Source organism: Nocardia sp. NPDC056611, assembly GCF_042792755.1.
GTDB lineage: Bacteria > Actinomycetota > Actinomycetes > Mycobacteriales > Mycobacteriaceae > Nocardia.
The window spans coordinates 525341-542178 of sequence record NZ_JBHTVV010000002.1; the positions used below are offsets into that span (position 1 = coordinate 525341).

General features: G+C 69.7%; 18 protein-coding genes. 15 read left to right on the plus strand and 3 right to left on the minus strand.

The annotated features are described in order from the left end of the window. The first annotated feature begins 32 nt into the window (after window positions 1-32). From ACFRAQ_RS11030 to ACFRAQ_RS11070, 9 genes are all read left to right on the plus strand, one after another. On the plus strand, window positions 33-425 hold the full coding sequence (locus ACFRAQ_RS11030; protein WP_379097347.1) for a DUF1707 domain-containing protein: 393 nt from the start codon (window positions 33-35) through the stop codon (window positions 423-425). A gap of 437 nt (window positions 426-862) precedes the next feature. Beyond that, window positions 863-1828, plus strand: coding sequence for an AraC family transcriptional regulator (locus ACFRAQ_RS11035; protein WP_379097350.1), 966 nt, complete (start codon window positions 863-865; stop codon window positions 1826-1828). Between the two features lie 229 nt (window positions 1829-2057). Beyond that, window positions 2058-2810 carry an SDR family oxidoreductase gene (locus ACFRAQ_RS11040; protein ID WP_357285453.1) on the plus strand — a complete coding sequence of 251 codons (753 nt, stop codon included), beginning with the start codon at window positions 2058-2060 and terminating at the stop codon, window positions 2808-2810. 8 nt (window positions 2811-2818) lie between these two features. Continuing rightward, window positions 2819-3802 carry an NADPH:quinone oxidoreductase family protein gene (locus ACFRAQ_RS11045; protein ID WP_379097354.1) on the plus strand — a complete coding sequence of 328 codons (984 nt, stop codon included), beginning with the start codon at window positions 2819-2821 and terminating at the stop codon, window positions 3800-3802. An 18-nt stretch (window positions 3803-3820) separates the two neighbouring features. After that, complete coding sequence (gene fabG, locus ACFRAQ_RS11050; protein ID WP_379097357.1) at window positions 3821-4582, plus strand: 3-oxoacyl-ACP reductase FabG; 762 nt, start codon at window positions 3821-3823, stop codon at window positions 4580-4582. Between the two features lie 36 nt (window positions 4583-4618). Continuing rightward, complete coding sequence (locus ACFRAQ_RS11055; RefSeq protein ID WP_379097360.1) at window positions 4619-5071, plus strand: MaoC family dehydratase; 453 nt, start codon at window positions 4619-4621, stop codon at window positions 5069-5071. Beyond that, entirely contained in the window at window positions 5071-6114 is a 1044-nt protein-coding gene (locus ACFRAQ_RS11060; RefSeq protein WP_379097363.1) for a phosphotransferase family protein, read from the plus strand. Before ACFRAQ_RS11055 ends, ACFRAQ_RS11060 begins: the two co-directional genes overlap by 1 nt. Window positions 6115-6498: 384 nt before the next feature. After that, window positions 6499-7731 (plus strand): acyl-CoA dehydrogenase family protein, encoded by a 1233-nt coding sequence (locus ACFRAQ_RS11065; protein WP_379097366.1) that lies wholly within the window; start codon window positions 6499-6501, stop codon window positions 7729-7731. A 41-nt stretch (window positions 7732-7772) separates the two neighbouring features. After that, window positions 7773-8372 (plus strand): TetR family transcriptional regulator, encoded by a 600-nt coding sequence (locus ACFRAQ_RS11070; RefSeq protein WP_379097368.1) that lies wholly within the window; start codon window positions 7773-7775, stop codon window positions 8370-8372. Between the two features lies 1 nt (window position 8373). Here the strand turns inward: ACFRAQ_RS11070 and ACFRAQ_RS11075 are convergent, their stop codons facing one another. Together ACFRAQ_RS11075 and ACFRAQ_RS11080 are read right to left on the minus strand one after the other, a co-directional pair. Then, window positions 8374-9564 carry an Ig-like domain-containing protein gene (locus ACFRAQ_RS11075; protein ID WP_379097371.1) on the minus strand — a complete coding sequence of 397 codons (1191 nt, stop codon included), beginning with the start codon at window positions 9562-9564 and terminating at the stop codon, window positions 8374-8376. Between the two features lie 150 nt (window positions 9565-9714). Continuing rightward, window positions 9715-10200, minus strand: a complete 486-nt coding sequence (locus tag ACFRAQ_RS11080; RefSeq protein ID WP_379097374.1) for a DUF4232 domain-containing protein — start codon at window positions 10198-10200, stop codon at window positions 9715-9717. A gap of 506 nt (window positions 10201-10706) precedes the next feature. On the opposite strand from ACFRAQ_RS11080, the gene ACFRAQ_RS11085 reads away from it, so the two are divergent. The 3 genes from ACFRAQ_RS11085 (at window position 10707) to ACFRAQ_RS11095 (ending at window position 13216) form a co-directional block, all read left to right on the plus strand. Beyond that, window positions 10707-11546, plus strand: a complete 840-nt coding sequence (locus ACFRAQ_RS11085) for a helix-turn-helix domain-containing protein (RefSeq protein WP_379097377.1) — start codon at window positions 10707-10709, stop codon at window positions 11544-11546. Window positions 11547-11585: 39 nt separating this feature from the next. Further along, window positions 11586-12440 (plus strand): universal stress protein, encoded by an 855-nt coding sequence (locus ACFRAQ_RS11090; protein ID WP_379097380.1) that lies wholly within the window; start codon window positions 11586-11588, stop codon window positions 12438-12440. Window positions 12441-12601: 161 nt separating this feature from the next. Then, a complete protein-coding gene (locus tag ACFRAQ_RS11095; protein WP_357083833.1) occupies window positions 12602-13216 on the plus strand; it encodes a hypothetical protein in 615 nt (204 codons plus the stop codon). A gap of 29 nt (window positions 13217-13245) precedes the next feature. On the opposite strand, the gene ACFRAQ_RS11100 is transcribed toward ACFRAQ_RS11095, so the two are convergent. Further along, entirely contained in the window at window positions 13246-13734 is a 489-nt protein-coding gene (locus tag ACFRAQ_RS11100; RefSeq protein WP_379097384.1) for a hypothetical protein, read from the minus strand. Window positions 13735-14021: 287 nt separating this feature from the next. On the opposite strand from ACFRAQ_RS11100, the gene ACFRAQ_RS11105 reads away from it, so the two are divergent. From ACFRAQ_RS11105 to ACFRAQ_RS11115, 3 genes are read left to right on the plus strand one after another with little or no spacing between them, the layout of a single operon-like run. Continuing rightward, window positions 14022-14930, plus strand: a complete 909-nt coding sequence (locus tag ACFRAQ_RS11105; protein WP_379097388.1) for an ATP-binding cassette domain-containing protein — start codon at window positions 14022-14024, stop codon at window positions 14928-14930. A 31-nt stretch (window positions 14931-14961) separates the two neighbouring features. After that, entirely contained in the window at window positions 14962-15663 is a 702-nt protein-coding gene (locus tag ACFRAQ_RS11110; RefSeq protein ID WP_379097391.1) for an ABC transporter permease, read from the plus strand. Between the two features lie 28 nt (window positions 15664-15691). After that, entirely contained in the window at window positions 15692-16819 is a 1128-nt protein-coding gene (locus ACFRAQ_RS11115) for a sensor histidine kinase (protein ID WP_379097394.1), read from the plus strand. Window positions 16820-16838 lie beyond the last annotated feature (19 nt).

Sequence of the window (16838 nt, forward strand, 5' to 3'; positions counted from 1 at the left end):
GCGTCGGAGCCCGGAGTGGCAGGATCGATGCGGTGAACGAACCATTGCACCCCAACGACATTCGGATCTCCGATGCCGAGCGTCGGGCGGGTGAGGAACGGCTGCGCAAGGCCGTCGATGCCGGGCTGCTCGACCTCGGCGAGTACGACACCCGGGTGCAGGCGATCTGGCAGGCCCGCACCCGCGGCGAACTGACCGTGGTGGAGGCGGATCTGCCGGAGCACAAGGAGCCCGGACCCTCGGGCGGGCGGATCGCCATGACCGTGCTGACCATCGTGTGGCTGTCGCTGAGCGGGCTGAGCCTGGTCGTGTGGCTGCTGCTCGGGGTCACCCTGGAGTGGCTCTACCCCTGGTGGGTGTGGGTGCTGGTGCCGCCGGGCGTGGTACTGGGCACCTTGCGCGCGTTCGGAATCGGGCGCGCATAGCGCGGGTCGGTCGGTGATGCGGGTCCTCGGCGGGCGCGGCAGGATGTGCCTGGTTGGGTACCACGCCCGCCGAGGGGGACTGCCGTGTACAGCGTCCGGTCCCGTGGTGCGCGCGGAACCGTGGAGGCCGCCAAGGGCGAGCGGCCAACGTCGACAAGGCTAGGGCGGAGGTCGTCGCGTCCGGGGTGTACCGCGGGGTCACGCCTCTGCGGATTTGGGCCACGCCACGGACGCGCGTGCCGTGCGGCGCGCGGGGCGCGGACAAGGGGCGCGCGGGCGACACGCCCGAGGTCGCTCGAAATTAGCTGAAGAATTGCTCAATTGGGTCAGTCGCGGGGATCGGATGGGAGATCATCTGCGACATGCTCGACGACTCCTGGTGTGTCCGTTCGATACACAGCGCTGCCGTGCTGGTCGAGTTCGCCACTAGCCGCGCGATGACCAGAGCCGCCGTCCTGGCCGGGACGGGGCTGACCGAGGCCGATCTGGACGACCCGGACATCGAGATAGATATCGCCCAGGAGTTCCGGCTCATCGAGAATATCCTGGACGCCACCGGCGACGAGCCGGGTTTGGGCCTGCTGGCCGGGTTTTCGGTGCATCTGAGCATGCTCGGCAGCCTCGGCATCGCCATGAGCAGTTGCTCCACCGTGCGCGAGATGGCCGAGCTGTGGGCGCGGCACGCCGAATTGTCCTTCGCCTACTGCCGATTCGGCATCGAGGACGCGCAGGGCCGGGTGCTGGTCACCCTCGACACCGAGCCGGCGCCGCCACGACTGCGCCGCTTCGCCATCGAACGCGACCTGGCGGCCCTGCGCATCATCCAGCGCGAGCTGCTGAGCTGGGACATCCGGGTGCACCGCCTGGAGCTGACCCTGCCCTACGCGCCGGTCTACGAGGCGGTCGGCATGCTGCTCGGGATCGGCGATATCGGCTACGACCGGCCCGCCGACGTGCTGGTCCTCGACGCCGCCGACCTGCGACGCCCTATGCCGCAGGCGAATTCGATGCTGCGTCGCCAGTACGAGCAGCTGTGCGCCGAGATCGTGGAACGCCGCCGCGCCCGGGTCGGGCTGGCCGGCCAGGTGCGCGCCCTGCTCATGCGCCACGGCCGCGCCATCGACCAGGCCACCATCGCCGCCGACCTGCACATGAGCGTGCGCACCCTGCGCCGCCGCCTGGCGGACGAGGGCACCACCTTCCGGGAACTCGCCTGCGAGACGACGGGCCTGCTCGCGGAGGAATTGCTGGCCACCGGATTCACCGTCGACACGGTGGCCACGCGTCTCGGCTACACCAGCGTGTCGGCGTTCGCGACGGCGTTCCGCGATTGGAAGGGACAGACCCCCGGGCAGTTCGCGCGCTCGGAGCCCGCGCCGCCGAACCGACGGCTGCGCCGCTAGCCGCGCGTGCGGTCGCGCCGACGGCCGCAGATCTGAATCAGGTTTCAACAATGGCCTGATAGCCGGTGTATGAACTGCACTTTCACTCGGTGTGTGCGACAGATCACACGCGGGGTTCGATACTGCCGGTATTGACCGGGATGGGCTTTTCCAGCATGGTGTCCGAAGAACTAAGCGCTTAGTAAGTTGCCTGCTCGCCGGACCGCACCGACCATCGGAGGACTCTCACATGACCAGATTCGAGGGCAAGACCGCCATCGTCACCGGCGCGAGCCGCGGGATCGGGCTCGGCATCGCGCAGCGCCTGGTCGACGAGGGTGCGCGGGTCGTCATCACCGCCCGCAAGCAGGAGGCGCTCGACGAGGCGGTGGCCGCGCTGGGCGGACCGGACAAGGCGCTGGCAGTGGCCGGGCGCGCGGACGATGTGGCCCATCAGGCCGAGGTGGTGAAGCGGGCCGTCGACACCTTCGGCAGCGCCGACCTGCTGGTCAACAACACCGGCATCAACCCGGTCTACGGGACCATGATGCAGCTCGACCTCGAGGCCGCCCGCAAGATCGTCGAGGTCAACTGCCTGGCCGCGCTGTCGTGGGTGCAGCAGGCGTACGGCGCGTGGATGAAGGATCACGGCGGCGCGGTCGTGAACGTCTCCTCGGTGGCCGGGCTCAAGCCCGCGCCCGGGATCGGCTTCTACGGCGCGAGTAAGGCGATGCTGACCCACATCACCCAGGAGCTCGCGGTCGAACTCGGCCCGGACATCCGGGTGAACGCGGTCGCTCCGGCGGTGGTGAAGACCAAGTTCGCGACCGCGCTCTACGAGGGACGCGAGGAAGCCATCGCGGCCACGTACCCGCTCAAGCGCTTGGGCGTGCCCGAGGACATCGCGAGCGTGGTCGCGTTCCTGCTGTCGGCCGACTCCGCCTGGCTCACCGGGCAATTGCTCGTCGTCGACGGCGGCATCACCCTCACCGGTGGCGTCTAGTGGCGGACATGTCGGCGTGGCGGGTCCACGAACTGGGTGAACCCGCGACGGTCATGCGCCTGGACACGGTCGCTCGTCCCGAGGCCGGGCCCGGGCAGCTGGTCGTCCGGGTGCTCGGTGCGGCGGCGAACTTCCCCGATGTCCTCATGTGTCGCGGCCGGTACCAGGTGCGGCCGGAGTTGCCGTTCACGCCGGGCGTCGAGCTGTGCGGTGAGGTGGTGGCCCTCGGCGCGGACGTGACCGGATTCGCCGTCGGCGAGCGCGTGCTCGGCGGGACCGCCCTGCCGCACGGCGCGTTCGCCGAATACGCGGTGATGAACGCGAACCAGACCTTCTCCGCGCCACCGGATCTCGACGACGCCGAGGCCGCGGCCCTGTACATCGGCTACCAGACCGGATGGTTCGGCCTGCATCGGCGCGCCGCCCTGCGTCCGGGGGAGACCCTGCTCGTCCACGCGGCCGCGGGCGGTGTCGGCAGCGCCGCCATCCAGCTCGGCAAGGCCGCCGGCGCCCGGGTCATCGGCGTGGTCGGCGGGCCCGAGAAGGCGGAGTACGCCCGCGAACTCGGCGCGGACATCGTGATCGACCGCAGGACACAGGATTTCGTCGAGATCGTGAAGGCCGCCACCGACAACCGCGGCGCGGACGTCGTCTACGACCCGGTCGGCGGCGACACCTACGCGCGGTCGACCAAGTGCGTCGCGTTCGAGGGTCGCATCCTGGTGGTCGGTTTCGCGGGCGGAGAGATCCAAAGCGCCGCCCTCAACCACGCGCTGGTGAAGAATTATTCGATCGTCGGACTGCACTGGGGTCTCTACAACACCCACGACCGCGCGGCGGTCGCCCACTGCCACCGGGAACTGACCCGGCTGGCCGCTGACGGCGCGATCCGACCCCTCATCAGTGAGCGACTGGCCCTGGCGGACCTCGCCGGCGGCGTCCAGCGCCTGGCCGACGGCAAGACCGTCGGCCGCGTCGTCTACACCCCCTAATCCCCTCGGGAGAACCCTATGAGCAACGAAACACAGCGGGTAGCGATCGTCACCGGGGCCGCGCGCGGCATCGGCGCGGGCGTGGCGCGGCGGCTGGCGGCCGACGGGATGGCCGTCGCCGTGCTGGATCTCGACGAATCCGCCTGCAAACCGGTGGTCGCGGACATCGAGGCGGCCGGTGGCCGGGCCGTCGCCATCGGCGCGGACGTGTCCGACGAGCAGTCGGTGACCGCCGCGGTGGAACGGGTGGCCGCCGAGCTCGGCGCCCCGACCGTGCTCGTCAACAACGCCGGCATCATCCGCGACAACATGCTGTACAAGATGACCGTCGACGACTGGGACGCCGTCATGGGCGTGCACCTGCGCGGCGCGTTCCTGTGCACCAAGGCCGTGCAGAAGTACATGGTGGAGCAGAACTTCGGCCGCATCGTGAACCTGTCGAGCACCTCGGCGCTCGGCAATCGCGGCCAGGCCAATTACGCCGCCGCCAAGGCCGGGATCCAGGGCTTCACCAAGACCCTCGCCTTCGAACTCGGCAAGTTCGGCGTCACCGCCAACGCGATCGCGCCCGGCTTCATCGAGACCGAGATGACCCACGCCACCGCCGAACGCCTGGGCATGTCCTTCGAGGACTTCCGCCAGGCTCTGATCGCCACCATCCCGGTGGCGCGGTCGGGCAAGCCGGAGGACATCGCGCATACCGTCTCGTTCCTGGTCAGCGAAGGCGCGGGCTTCGTGTCCGGCCAGGTCATCTACGTGGCCGGCGGGCCGAAGAACTAGCGGCGCAGCGCAATCGGAACGGAAGGAACGCGAGCGATGCAGGTATTCGAGGGTTTGCCCGAGCTGGAGAAGGCGGTCGGCACCCATCTGGGGTACAGCGACTGGCATACGGTGACTCAGCTTCAGATCGACATGTTCGCCGACGCCACCGGCGACCACCAGTGGATCCACGTCGACCCCGAGCGCGCCGCCGCCGGACCGTTCGGTGCGACCGTGGCGCACGGCTTCCTGACCCTGTCGTTGCTGCCGATGCTCGCCCACAGCGTCTACACCGTGGAGGGGCTGTCGATGGGAATCAACTACGGGACCAACAAGGTTCGGTTCCCCGCCCCGGTGCCGGTGGGCTCCCGGGTCCGGGCGGGGGTGGAGCTGGTGTCGCTGACGCCGACGAACGCGGGCGTGCAACTGGTCTCGCGGGTCACCGTGGAGATCGACGGCTCCGCCAAACCGGCCTGCGTCGCCGAGCACGTCGCCCTGCTGGTGCCGTGATGAGCGCGCCGAACAGCGCCCCGGCCGGCGGCGAGCTGCCCGGGCTGGACCTGACCCGCCTCGCCGCGTGGCTCGAGCGCGCCCGCCCCGGCTTCGCGGCCGGTCCGCTGGCCGGACGGTTCATCTCGGGCGGCCGCTCCAATCTCACCTATGTGGTGGGAGACGGTGTCTCCGAATGGATTCTGCGCCGCCCGCCGCTGGGGCACGTGCTGGCCACCGCGCACGATATGGGTCGCGAGTTCCGGGTCATGAGCGCCCTGGCCGACACCGCTGTCCCCGTCCCGCGCACCTATGTGTTGTGCACCGATCCCGAGATCCTGGGCGCGCCGTTCTATCTCATGGAAAACGTTGCGGGCGTGCCCTATCGGGAGGCGGCCGAACTCGAGGCGCTCGGACCCGAACGGACCCGCGTGATCTCCGAGGGCATGGTCGACGCGCTGGCCGCACTGCACAGAGTCGACCCGGAATCGGTGGGGCTCGGGGACTTCGGGAAGGCGAGCGGCTTCCTGGCCCGGCAGGTGCACCGCTGGAAGAAGCAGCTCGACGCGTCCTACACCCGCGACCTGCCCGCCGCCGAGGCGCTGTACACGCTGCTCGCCGCGGAGCAGCCCGAGCAGTCGCCGGACGGCATCGTGCACGGCGACTACCGGCTCGACAACGTCCTCGTCGACGCGCAGGACCGGGTGGCCGCCGTCGTCGACTGGGAGATGGCCACAGTCGGCGACCCGCTCACCGATGTCGCGCTGCTGGTGCTGTACCAGCGGCTGGGCGATCTGGGCGTGCCCGGCGACATGTCCGGCGCCCCCGGCTATCTCACCGAGGCCGAGACCCTCGCCCGCTACGCCGAGCGCAGCGGCCGCGACCTCGCGAACCTCGGGTTCTACCAGGGGCTGGCCGCCTTCAAACTGGCCGCCATCCTCGAAGGCATCCACTACCGCTACCTGCACGGCCAGACCGTGGGCGCCGGGTTCGACGCCATCGGCGACGCCGTCGAACCCCTGCTGCTGGCCGGGATCGACGCCGTCAGGAAGAGCGGCCGATGACCGGCACGGTCCGAGACGAACTCCGGCGCGCGGTGGAAACCCTGCCCCGTACCTCGAGCGTGCCGAGGTGGACCGGATCGGTCGGGGAAGCGCAGGGCGTCACCGCGCGACGCTCGCCACCCTGATCGATCCGCCGATGGCGGGGCACGGAGTCGGGGCCAGGTACATCCGACTCCGGCCGCTCCGCCCGAAACGGTGCCGTGACACCCAGTGTCACGGCACCGTTTTCGTCTCCGCTCAGCGGCACTCCGCGCTCTGGTGTTGCGAAAGATGTTGGTGCACAACACATATGAAGCACCGAGGAACCATACTTGAATCCGGAATCAAGTTCGGATAACGTTCCTGGCGAGACAGTAACCACTGTGTGCGACCCACGATCAGGAGTTGTCGATGTTCGAGCTGTCGGAGCGGGCCCGCGGATACCGGGACGAGCTGCTCGCCTTCATGGACGAGCGCGTCTACCCGGCCGAAGCGGTGTACGAGGCGCAGATGGCGGAATCCGGGGATCCGCACTTCCATCCGCCGGTGCTCGAGGAGCTGAAGACCGAGGCCCGCAAGCGCGGGCTGTGGAACCTCTTCCACCCGCACCCGGAATGGGGCCCGGGCCTGACCAACCTGGAATACGCGCACCTGGCCGAGATCATGGGCCGCAGTGTGGTTCTCGCGCCCGAGGCCACCAACTGCAACGCCCCCGACACCGGCAATATGGAGGTGCTGACCCTGTTCGGCACCCCCGAACACAAGGAACAGTGGCTGCGCCCGCTGCTCGACGGCGAGATCCGCTCGGCATTCGCCATGACCGAACCCGCGGTCGCCAGCTCCGACGCCACCAATATCCAGCTGCGCATGGAACGCGACGGCGACGAGTATGTGCTCAACGGCCGCAAATGGTGGACCTCCAACGCCCTGCACAAGAACTGCAAGGTCATGATCGTGATGGGCAAGACCGATCCGGACGCGCCCACCCACCGCCAGCAGTCGATGATGGTCGTGCCCATGGACACCCCCGGCGTCACCGTGCTGCGCGGACTGCCGGTCTTCGGCTACCAGGACCGCGAGGGCCACGCCGAGGTGCTCTTCGAGAACGTGCGCGTCCCCGTCACCGCCCTGCTCGCCGGTGAGGGCGACGGATTCATGATCAGCCAGGCCCGCCTGGGCCCCGGCCGCATCCACCACTGCATGCGCGCCGTCGGCATGGCCGAACGGGCCCTGGACCTCATGATCGACCGGGCGCAGTCCCGCGTCACCTTCGGCGAGCCGGTGGCCAACCGGGCCAATGTCCAGGACTGGATCGCCGAGGCGCGCATCGAGATCAATATGGCCCGGCTGCTCACCCTGCAGGCCGCCTACCTGATGGACACCGTCGGCAACAAGGCCGCCCGCACCGAGATCGCCGCCATCAAGGTCGCGGCCCCGAACGTGGCGCTGAAGGTGATCGACCGCGCCATCCAGGTGCACGGCGGCGCCGGCGTCTCCGACGACTTCCCGCTCGCCAACATGTACGCCCACATGCGCACCCTGCGCCTGGCCGACGGACCCGACGAGGTGCACAAGCGATCCATCGCCCAGTGGGAACTGCGCCGCCGCGACCCCGACTGGGGAAAGCGCGCCCGCTAGCCGCGCGCCGGAAGTTCTCCGGTGGCTGCGAGACTGTACCGGTGACCGGATCAGAGGATCGCTCGCGCGCGGACGAGACGCGGGCACGGCTGCTGGACGCTGCGATCGTCGCCTTCGCCGAGCGCGGCTTCCACGGCTCCACCACCCGCGACATCACCTCGATCGCCGGATTGAGCACCGCGGCCATCTACGTGCACCACCGGTCCAAGGAGGAACTGCTCTACCAGGTTTCGCGCGCCGGGCACGAGAACACCCTGGCCCGGTTGCGCGACGCACTGTCCTGCTCCGACGATCCGGTGGAGCAATTGGTCGCGGTGATGCGGGATTTCGCCATCGACCACGCGCGCGGCCACACCGGCGCGCGGGTCGTCAACTATGAGCTCGCCGCCCTGAGCCCCGAACATCAGCGCGAGATCAAGGACATCCGCCGCGTCATCGACACCGAGATGCGGCAGCTCATCGAACGCGGCGTCGCGGCGGGCGTGTTCGACAACCCGAATCCGCGCATGGCCGCGGTGGCGTTGCTGTCGCTGGGCATCGACCTGGCCCGCTGGTACCGCGACGACGGGCCGCTCTCGCCGGAGGAGATCGGCGACTACTACGTCGATCTCGCGCTGCGGATCGTCGGCGCGCGCCGCTAGATCAGGACTGGGCCCGGCCCTGCTGCCACTCCGGCCACGGGACCGACCAGTCGCCGTTCTGCCAGATATCGAGCGGCTCGCCGCCGGTATTGCGGACCTCCACCACATCGCCGGGGACGACGAAGTCGAAGAACCAGGTGGCGTCGTCGGGGGAGATATTGAGGCAGCCGTGCGAGACATTGGTATTGCCCTGCGCCCACATGCTCTGCGCCAGTTCGTGGACGTAGATGCCGTCGTGGCTGATCCGCACCGCGTGATGGATGGTGGTCCGGTATCCCAGGCTGGCGTTGGTGGGCAGGCCGTAGCTCGCCGAATCCATGATCACCGGATCCGAGCTGTCCAGCACCGTGTAGGTGCCCGGCCGGGTCCAGAACGACAGCCGGCGTCCGCCGATCACCGCGGAGCCGCCCATGCCCATCGAGGTCGGCATGGAGCGCACCAGGTTTCCGTTGTCGAAGACGTCGATCATCTTGGTGTTGTCGTCGGCGATCGCCACGTGGGCCGCGCCGATGGTCACCGACACCCGCTGATCGCGCAGGCCGAACGCGCCGTCGCCGAGCGGGATGCCGAACAGGTCCGCCGTCACCGTGATCCGGGTGCCGGGCGCGTGATAGAGCTCGGGCCGCCAGTGCGCGTTGCGATCGTCGAGCCAGTACCAGGCCCCCGCGATAGCGGGGGCGGTCACGACCTTCAGCGCGGATTCGGCAGCCGTCCGGTCCACGGCCTCGGTGAAATGGGCGACGAGCACGAAACCGACGCCGTACGTATCGTTTTCGGTGAGCTCCACCTGATTCGCCGACCGCAGCGAGACGTCGACGATCCGATCCGGCTGGGGCGTCGTGTAATTCGCGGTCGCGGTGATATCGCCGGTCTCGCCCTTGGCCACGGCCTTCACCGTGTAGGTGTGGCCGTAGCCGAGCGGTTCGGCGCTGACCCAGCTCTTCCGATCGGCGGCCGGTGCGCCGGGCAGCGGGCGGCCGGTCTCGTCGAGCCATTCCACCGAGGTCAGGGTGCCGTCGGTGACGGCGACCGTGCCGGGCGCGCGGGCCGACACCGGCTGTGGGGCCGGTGCGGGCTCGAAGCGAATCTTGGCGGGCGTGGGCGGTGTCGACGGCTCCCGGCCGCAGCCCGCGAGTACGAGCCCGCCCGCTCCGGCGAATCCGAGCAGTAGTTGACGGCGTCGCACTGCCATCGCGTGCCTCCTTCACCGGGTGCCGATGATCATGATCAGTGGATCAGCATCGGTGGGCGTGACGCGGCAGCCACGCCGACGGGCTGTGTCTCCACCGATCCGTCGTCCAACCGACACCAATTCTCGACACGCCGCCGGGGACAGCGGGAGTCAGGCGCGCAGCGGGCCGATGGTGACCGAGCCGGGCTGGCCGAAGGTCACCGCGCCGAGCTTGCGCCAATCCCAGTACAGGCGCAGCGGACGGGTGTTGTCGGGCGGGGTCACGATCAGTTCGTTGGCGATCCAGTCGGTCCCGCCGTAGGTGTAGGTGAGCGTGGCCGACGCCGATCGTCCCGGCGCGAGCTCGATGGGGTGGCCGGTCGCGCCGTTGCGCGCCGCGTGCTGCCCGGGCTGTCCCCACACCGCCAGGTCCACGCCCGGGTAACCCTGCGTGCGGCAGGTCTGCGCGGAGATATTGCGCAGCGTGATGTTCGCGGTGCGCAGGTTGGAGCCGAGCTGCTCGCCCGCGGTCACCGAGGCCTGGATCCGCGAGGTGGTGCACCACGGCGCGGTCGCGCCGGCGGCGCCGGTGAACGCGGCGGTCGAGCCCGCCAGCGCCGCGGCGGCGAGGGCGAGGGTCAGAATCCGGTATCGCATGATGTCGTCCCTTGATCGTTCGGTACCGGTGGTCGTTCGGTACGACCCGAGATTCGCCGGGCCCACCAACAATCGACCAATGGCCCACTAATGTCCGCGCGGAATACCCGCTCCCACAGCCGGTTTCGTCCAGCCGGGCACGGGTTGCGCCGACATCGCGGGCAAGGGATTCGGGGCGCGGGCCGGGAAGCCACGTCGCGGTGGTCGCAGGCCACCACGGAATCCACCCGTGCGGAGCCGGGGTTCGGCGATCGGCATCCACGCCCGCCAGGGCACATCTCCAAGACTGACCGGTTGTCGTAGGGGGCTGGACAACCGATAGGGACCGGCCGGTCCGCTAAATTCCGCCCGTCACGGCCGTATTTTCTGTCCGAAACTGTAAATTCGCAGCGCTGCCCCAATTTCTGCCGGATTCCCGAGTTGCCGACCCTGAAGCAGGCTGCTAGGAAGTAGCCACATGTTCAGGGTCCATCCATGGCGGATGGGCGAATTCCGGGGGCGGGATGATGACCGAGTCGACCATCGGCGGCGCAGGGCATGAGCATCGCGGCGGGGTCCACGACCCCGGCCCACCCGTGCCGCCGAATTTCGGCGGCACGCTGCGGCGACTGCGCGAGCGGCGGGGAGTCTCGCGGGAACGGCTGGCCTTCGGGGCGGGGGTGAGCGCCAGCTACATCACCCGGATGGAACGCGGGGAACGCGGCCGCCCCACCGAACAGGTGCTCACCGCCATGGTCCGCTACCTGGACCGGGTCGCCCGCCTGACCATGGCCGAATACCGGCACCTGCACGACCTGGCCGCGCTCGGGCAGCACGCCCCGCCGCGCGACGAGCCGTCGCTGACCGCGGCCATGCTGGACAATCTCGACGTCCACCTGCCGCATCCCGCGGCCTATCTCGACCGTCGCCTGAACGTGCTGGCCGCCAACGCCGTCCATCTGCGCACGTTCCCCGGGCTCGGCGACGACGGCAATTTCCTGCACTGGATGCTCACCGACGATCTCGCGCGGCATGTCCTCGTCGACTGGACCGGCTCGCTGCGCCATGCGATCTCGACCCTGCGCGGGCTGCTGGCCATGGAGGAGGGCGAGACCGAGGAGGACGCGCGGGTGCTGGCCGAACTCGGGCGGTTCGAGCCGTTCCGGCGAATCTGGACCGGCGATCATGGCATTCTCACCGGCGCGCCCACGGTCATGCGACTGCGTGACGCGGTGACCGGGGTGCCGTATTCCCTGATGTGGCAGATCCTGCGGGATCAGTCGGCGACCATGAGTCCCGGGCAGCCGATCTTCGTGGTCGGACTGCCCACGGCGAGTCAGCCGCGAGACCGGGTGGTCGGTCCGTAGGATCGCCCAGGGAGGGGGCCTGGGAGGAGGCGGAACGCGGTGCCTGCCAACAGTCTCGACCGGTCGATCGTGGTGGGCGTCGACGCCTCCGAATCCGCACTGCACGCGGTGCGCTGGGCCGCGGTCGACGCCGCCCTGCGGGGCGCGCCACTGCACCTGGTGTTCGCGGTGCCCCCGGTCGCCGACGCGCCCCTGGACGAGAGCCCGGTCCGGCTGCTGCACGACCGGCTGCGCGGCACCGCCCAGGACGCGCTCGACAATGCCGCCGAGGTCGCCCGGGAAGCGGTGGGGGACCGGCCGGTTCCTGACATTCGCACCTTCCTCGTCGACGCGCCGGCGGTCACCGTGCTGTCGGCGCAGGCCGGGACCGCCTACTTCGTGGTGGTCGGCGTGCGCGGCATGAGCGCTTACCACCGCAGCCTGCTCGGCTCGGTGAGCACCGGCGTGGCGCGGCACGCGCGGGGGCCGGTGGTGGTGGTTCCCGGTGGCACCGAGTCGATTTCGGACCGACCGGTCGTCGTCGGGGTCGATGGGTCGGTGCACAGCGTGCGCGCGCTCGAGATCGCCTTCGACGAGGCCTCGCGGCGCGATGTGCCGCTGCTGGTGGTGCACGCGTGGGAAGAACTGTCCGGCGACAGCCACAGCCACGCCGTCGAACTGCTGACCGGCATGCTGGACCGCAATGCCGCGGCCTTTCCCGGTGTCGAGGTGAAAACCCTTGTCATGGAGGGGCATCCGGCCCGCATCCTGCTCGATGCCGCCGCGGGAGCGCAATTGCTGGTGGTCGGCAGTCACGGCACCCGCGGATATCCCGGGATGGCGCTCGGATCGACCGGTCACGCGCTGCTGCACGGCAGTGAATGCCCTATCGCGCTGGTCCGTCTGCGCAATTGACCCGCTGCCCGGGCGATTTCGCGGCGACATCGCGGTACGGCCTACAAAACCGGTGCGGATGTAACCGTTTCGCCAGGAATCAGACACCCCAGCAATTTCTGGGTACATCCTGCTGAAGCCGGGCTCGCCCCGGAGGCAAGACAATTCAGAGAGTTACGACCATGCGTAGAGCAACGGCGCTCTTCGCCGCATTACTGTTGGCCATCCTTTTTTCCATCACACACCTGACGGCTCCGCGGGCCCATGCCGATGACTGCACCGGCGATTGGGCCATCGGCATCGGCGGACTGGGCGACAACACCTCGTCCATCTTCGCACCGTTCGTGAATCAACCCGTGGGTTACAACTCCGCCGACCCGATGTCGGGGTTGAACGAACTCAACCGGTTGTTCTGGCAGCATCGCAACGAATGTCCCGGCGACCACATCCGGTTGATCGGGCACAGTGAGGGCGCGGGTCTCGTCCACGCCTGGGTCACCGCACACCAGGACGTCGACAATGCCAATGCCATTCTGCTGTCGGATCCCAAGCGGGCTCCGGGTCCGGGCTGGGGCGGTTTGTCCTCCACGCCCGGCAGCGGCATCATCGGCTACCCGCTCGCGGGCGTCGACGACTGGTTCGGCGGCTTCCCGGTCCTGACGGTGTGCAACCACGACGACCAGATCTGCGACACTTCGGCCGGCTGGTGGGGCTACCTCTTCGGAGGCGCCCATGGTCGTTACGATTTCAATGTCTGGGACTACGGCGACTGGGATTCCGGCGTCTGGTACCGGTGACATCGGTCATCGAACGAATCCGAAGGGGATCAGTAGCCGAAAGGCTCTGGTCCCCTTTGGCTGAACCCGTGCCCCATCGAAGTGCACACGGCCGCACCGGAATAGGTGATCTGACAGGTCGCTCCGGCAAAGGAGACCGAGAATTGCGGATCATGCCCGCTCACCTGCGCGATGGGCGCCAGCGCCGGATTACCGCCCGGCAGTGTGTGACTGCCGTTGGAGTTCCACTCCGGATGCGCCGGGGCCGCGGTCGAATCGATGACGATCGCGGGCACATTCGGCAGCGGCACCTGCGCGCCGAGGTAGAGCACATTCATGACGGCGGCCGGGACGATGAGATCGCATCCCACCGCGCCGTCCGCGGCGATGGAACAGTTCCATCCGCCCAGGCTGAAATATTGAGCATCCCCGACCTGCACCGGGCCGCCCGCCGTGTCGGCGGACGCACCCCCGGCTCCTGACAAACCGGCAACAATCCCGAGAATGCCCCCGCAAATCCATGCGACGGAAACCTTCACAGTTCTGGACACGCCATCTCCCTGATGCGCGAAGAAGAGTTAATGGGTCGAATCGACCATAGAGAAAAGGTATCACTCCAGGCTGCGGGCCTGGAGTTCTGTCGAGGGGGCTAGCCACAATTGCGCCCTGCTTTTCGCATCCGTGCGAACCGCGAAAGGCCCCGGGTAAGCCGAAAGTGGTACACGGCCGTGTGCTGTCGTCTGATTTCCGGGCCGCGCCCACCCGGCAATCTCGGAGAGGACAGGCGGCGCACCGGGCGTCGCCCTCCGAAGACGAGGTGAACGGAATGATTCAGGCGCGCGGACTGGGCAAGCGCTACGGCGACGTGGCGGCGGTGCACGAGCTGTCCTTCGACGTGCCGCCGGGCGTGGTGACCGGGTTCCTGGGCCCCAACGGCGCGGGCAAGTCCACCACCATGCGGCTCATGCTCGGGCTCGACCACGGCAACGGGCGCACCCTGTTCGACGGGCAGACCTACGCCGAACTCACCGATCCGCTGCGCTCGGTCGGCGTCATGCTCGACGCCCGCGCCGTGCACCCCAAGCGCACCGCCATCGCGCACCTGCAGATGATCGCCGACGGCGCGGGCATCGGCCGGGCCCGGGTCGAGGAGGTGCTGGGCCAGGTCGGACTGTGCGACGTGGCCGGGAAGCGGGCCGGCGGTTTCAGCCTCGGCATGCAGCAGCGGCTCGGGCTCGCGGTCGCGCTGCTGGGCGATCCGGCGACCATCATCCTCGACGAGCCCGCCAACGGCCTGGACCCCGAGGGCGTGCGCTGGCTGCGCGATCTGCTCAAAGGCCTGGCGCGCCAGGGCCGCACCGTGTTCGTGTCCTCGCATCTGCTCAACGAGATGGCGCATCTGGCGGATTCGCTGGTGGTCATCGGCGGCGGGCGGCTGCTGGCCGCGGAGTCGGTGCGCGAGTTCATCGGCCGCAACTCCGCTTCCACCGTCGTGGCCCGCACCGATCGGCCGCACGAACTGGCGCACCTGCTGGGCCGCAACGGATTCCGGGCCCGCGTCGAGGCCGACGGCGCGGTGCTGGTGGACGGCGACGACCGCCAGACCGTCGCGGCCCTCGCCATGCGGGCCGGGCTGATCGTCACCGAGCTGACCCAGGCCCGCAGCAGCCTCGAGGACGCCTACTTCCACGCCACCGCCGACGCCGCTCGCTACCGCGGCCACGTCGCGGCCTGACCGCCCGCATCCTCCGAAGGGAATCACTCTCATGCTCAACGCCATTCGCTACGAAGTCACCCGGCTCGCGACGGTCCGCTCGACCTGGGTGCTGCTCGCCGCCGGGCTCGCCCTGCAAGGGGTCATCGCCTATTTCTCCGCGATCCGTGACTACGCCACCCCGAACGAGCAGTTCACCGCCTCGGCGTCGGGCTTGCCGCTGCTGCTGGGCGCGCTGTCCGCGACGGCGGTGGCCGTCAACGCCTTCGGCCACGAATACCGCTACGGCACCATCACCACCACCATGCTCACCGTGCGCCGCCCCGGCCGGGTGCTGGCCGCCAAGGCGGTGACCACCGGCGCGCTCGCCGCGGTCTACGGCCTCGCGCTGATCGGCGTGACCGTGGTGGTCCAGCTGGTGACCTCGCAGCTGCCCGCCGAAACCTCGGACATCACACGGGCATTCGCCGCCGCGCCGGTGTACGTCACCCTGGCCGCGCTGGCCGGGATGGGCATCGCCGCCGTGACCCGCAACGCCACCCTCGCCATGGTCGCCGCCATCGGCATCCCGACCGTCGCCGAGACCGGCGCGGTGCTGGCGGGCGCCAGCCCGAAGCTGATGCCCTTCCTGTCCGCCGGACAGCTGGCGACGCCCGGCAATGGCAATCCGGTCCTGCTCGCGCTGCCGCTGACCGCGCTGGCCGCGGGTGTGCTGGCAGTCGGCGGCGTCCTGCTCGCGCGCCGTGACGTGTAGGGATCGCGTGCCGACTAGGGTTGCCGGAATGAGCACGACACGGCGGATCGGCCTGCTGATCCTCGATGTCGTGCTCGCCGTCGCCTTCGGGGCGGTCGGCTTCTCGGAGGTCCACACCTCGCCCATCGGCCTGCTGCCCGCCGCCGCCGGACCGGCGGTAGCGATCGTGGCCGGGGTCGCCCTGCTGTTCCGCCGCTACGAGCCGCTTGCGGTGCTGGCGGTCACGCTGCTCGGGCACGTGCTGTCCGGTGCGCTCGCGCCCGCGCTGCCGGCGTTGTACACGGTCGCCCGCCGCCACGGCACCCGGCGGCCGACCGTGCTGGCGTCGGTGACCGCGCTGATCGTGGCCGTCGTGCCGTGGGGCGCGGGATCGTCGTGGGGGCTGTTCTTCGCGCGTGGCGTGATCGTCGCCGTCACCATGGCCGTCCCGCTGCTGTACGGCCTGTGGACCAACCAGCGCGCCGAAACCCTTGCCGCCCTGCGCGAACGCGCCGAGCAGGCCGAACGTGAACAGGGTCTGCGCGCCGCCGCGGCCGTGGAAGCCGAACGGCTGCGCATCGCGGGCGAACTGCACGACATCGTCGCGCACCGGATCTCGCAGATCACCGTGCTCGCGGGCGCGCTGGAGGTCTCCGCCGACGGCAAGCCCGCCGAGATCGCGGGCACCATCCGCGCCACCGGATCCCTCGCGCTCACCGAGATGCGGGAACTGCTCGGCGTACTGCGCGCCCGCGACGGCGGGGAGGAGGCGCCGCTGCGACCCGCCCCCGACCTGTCGGCCATCGCCGAACTGATCGCCGAGGCGACCGAAGCCGGGCAACGGGTGGACCTGTCGACGCCGCCCGAACTGCCGCCGGTGCCGGGGCCGGTGGGCCGGGCGGCCCATCGCCTGGTGCGGGAGGCGCTGACCAATGCCGCCAAGCACGCGGCCGGGGCCGAGGTGCGGGTGGCGCTCACCGTGGACGGCGAACACCTCGACGTGGACGTGCGCAACGGCCCCGGCGAGCGGACCGCACTGGCCGCGGCGGGATCGGGGTTCGGGCTGCTCGGCATGCGGGAGCGGGTCGAACTCGCCGGGGGCACGGTGCATTCCGGGCCGTTGCCCTCGGGCGGCTATCGGGTGCACGCGAGCTTCCCGCTGGCGGTGGCGGAATGAGCGGTCGGGCGAACAATGG

Bases quoted from the DNA above. Each gene is read 5' to 3' on its own strand.
- ACFRAQ_RS11035 (WP_379097350.1), top strand. From the start codon at position 863: ATGACCAGAGCCGCCGTCCTGGCCGGGACGGGGCTGACCGAGGCCGAT.
- ACFRAQ_RS11040 (WP_357285453.1), top strand. From the start codon at position 2,058: ATGACCAGATTCGAGGGCAAGACCGCCATCGTCACCGGCGCGAGCCGC.
- ACFRAQ_RS11045 (WP_379097354.1), top strand. From the start codon at position 2,819: ATGTCGGCGTGGCGGGTCCACGAACTGGGTGAACCCGCGACGGTCATG.
- fabG (WP_379097357.1), top strand. From the start codon at position 3,821: ATGAGCAACGAAACACAGCGGGTAGCGATCGTCACCGGGGCCGCGCGC.
- ACFRAQ_RS11055 (WP_379097360.1), top strand. From the start codon at position 4,619: ATGCAGGTATTCGAGGGTTTGCCCGAGCTGGAGAAGGCGGTCGGCACC.
- ACFRAQ_RS11060 (WP_379097363.1), top strand. From the start codon at position 5,071: ATGAGCGCGCCGAACAGCGCCCCGGCCGGCGGCGAGCTGCCCGGGCTG.
- ACFRAQ_RS11075 (WP_379097371.1), bottom strand. From the start codon at position 9,564: ATGGCAGTGCGACGCCGTCAACTACTGCTCGGATTCGCCGGAGCGGGC.
- ACFRAQ_RS11080 (WP_379097374.1), bottom strand. From the start codon at position 10,200: ATGCGATACCGGATTCTGACCCTCGCCCTCGCCGCCGCGGCGCTGGCG.
- ACFRAQ_RS11085 (WP_379097377.1), top strand. From the start codon at position 10,707: ATGACCGAGTCGACCATCGGCGGCGCAGGGCATGAGCATCGCGGCGGG.
- ACFRAQ_RS11095 (WP_357083833.1), top strand. From the start codon at position 12,602: ATGCGTAGAGCAACGGCGCTCTTCGCCGCATTACTGTTGGCCATCCTT.
- ACFRAQ_RS11105 (WP_379097388.1), top strand. From the start codon at position 14,022: ATGATTCAGGCGCGCGGACTGGGCAAGCGCTACGGCGACGTGGCGGCG.
- ACFRAQ_RS11110 (WP_379097391.1), top strand. From the start codon at position 14,962: ATGCTCAACGCCATTCGCTACGAAGTCACCCGGCTCGCGACGGTCCGC.
- ACFRAQ_RS11115 (WP_379097394.1), top strand. From the start codon at position 15,692: ATGAGCACGACACGGCGGATCGGCCTGCTGATCCTCGATGTCGTGCTC.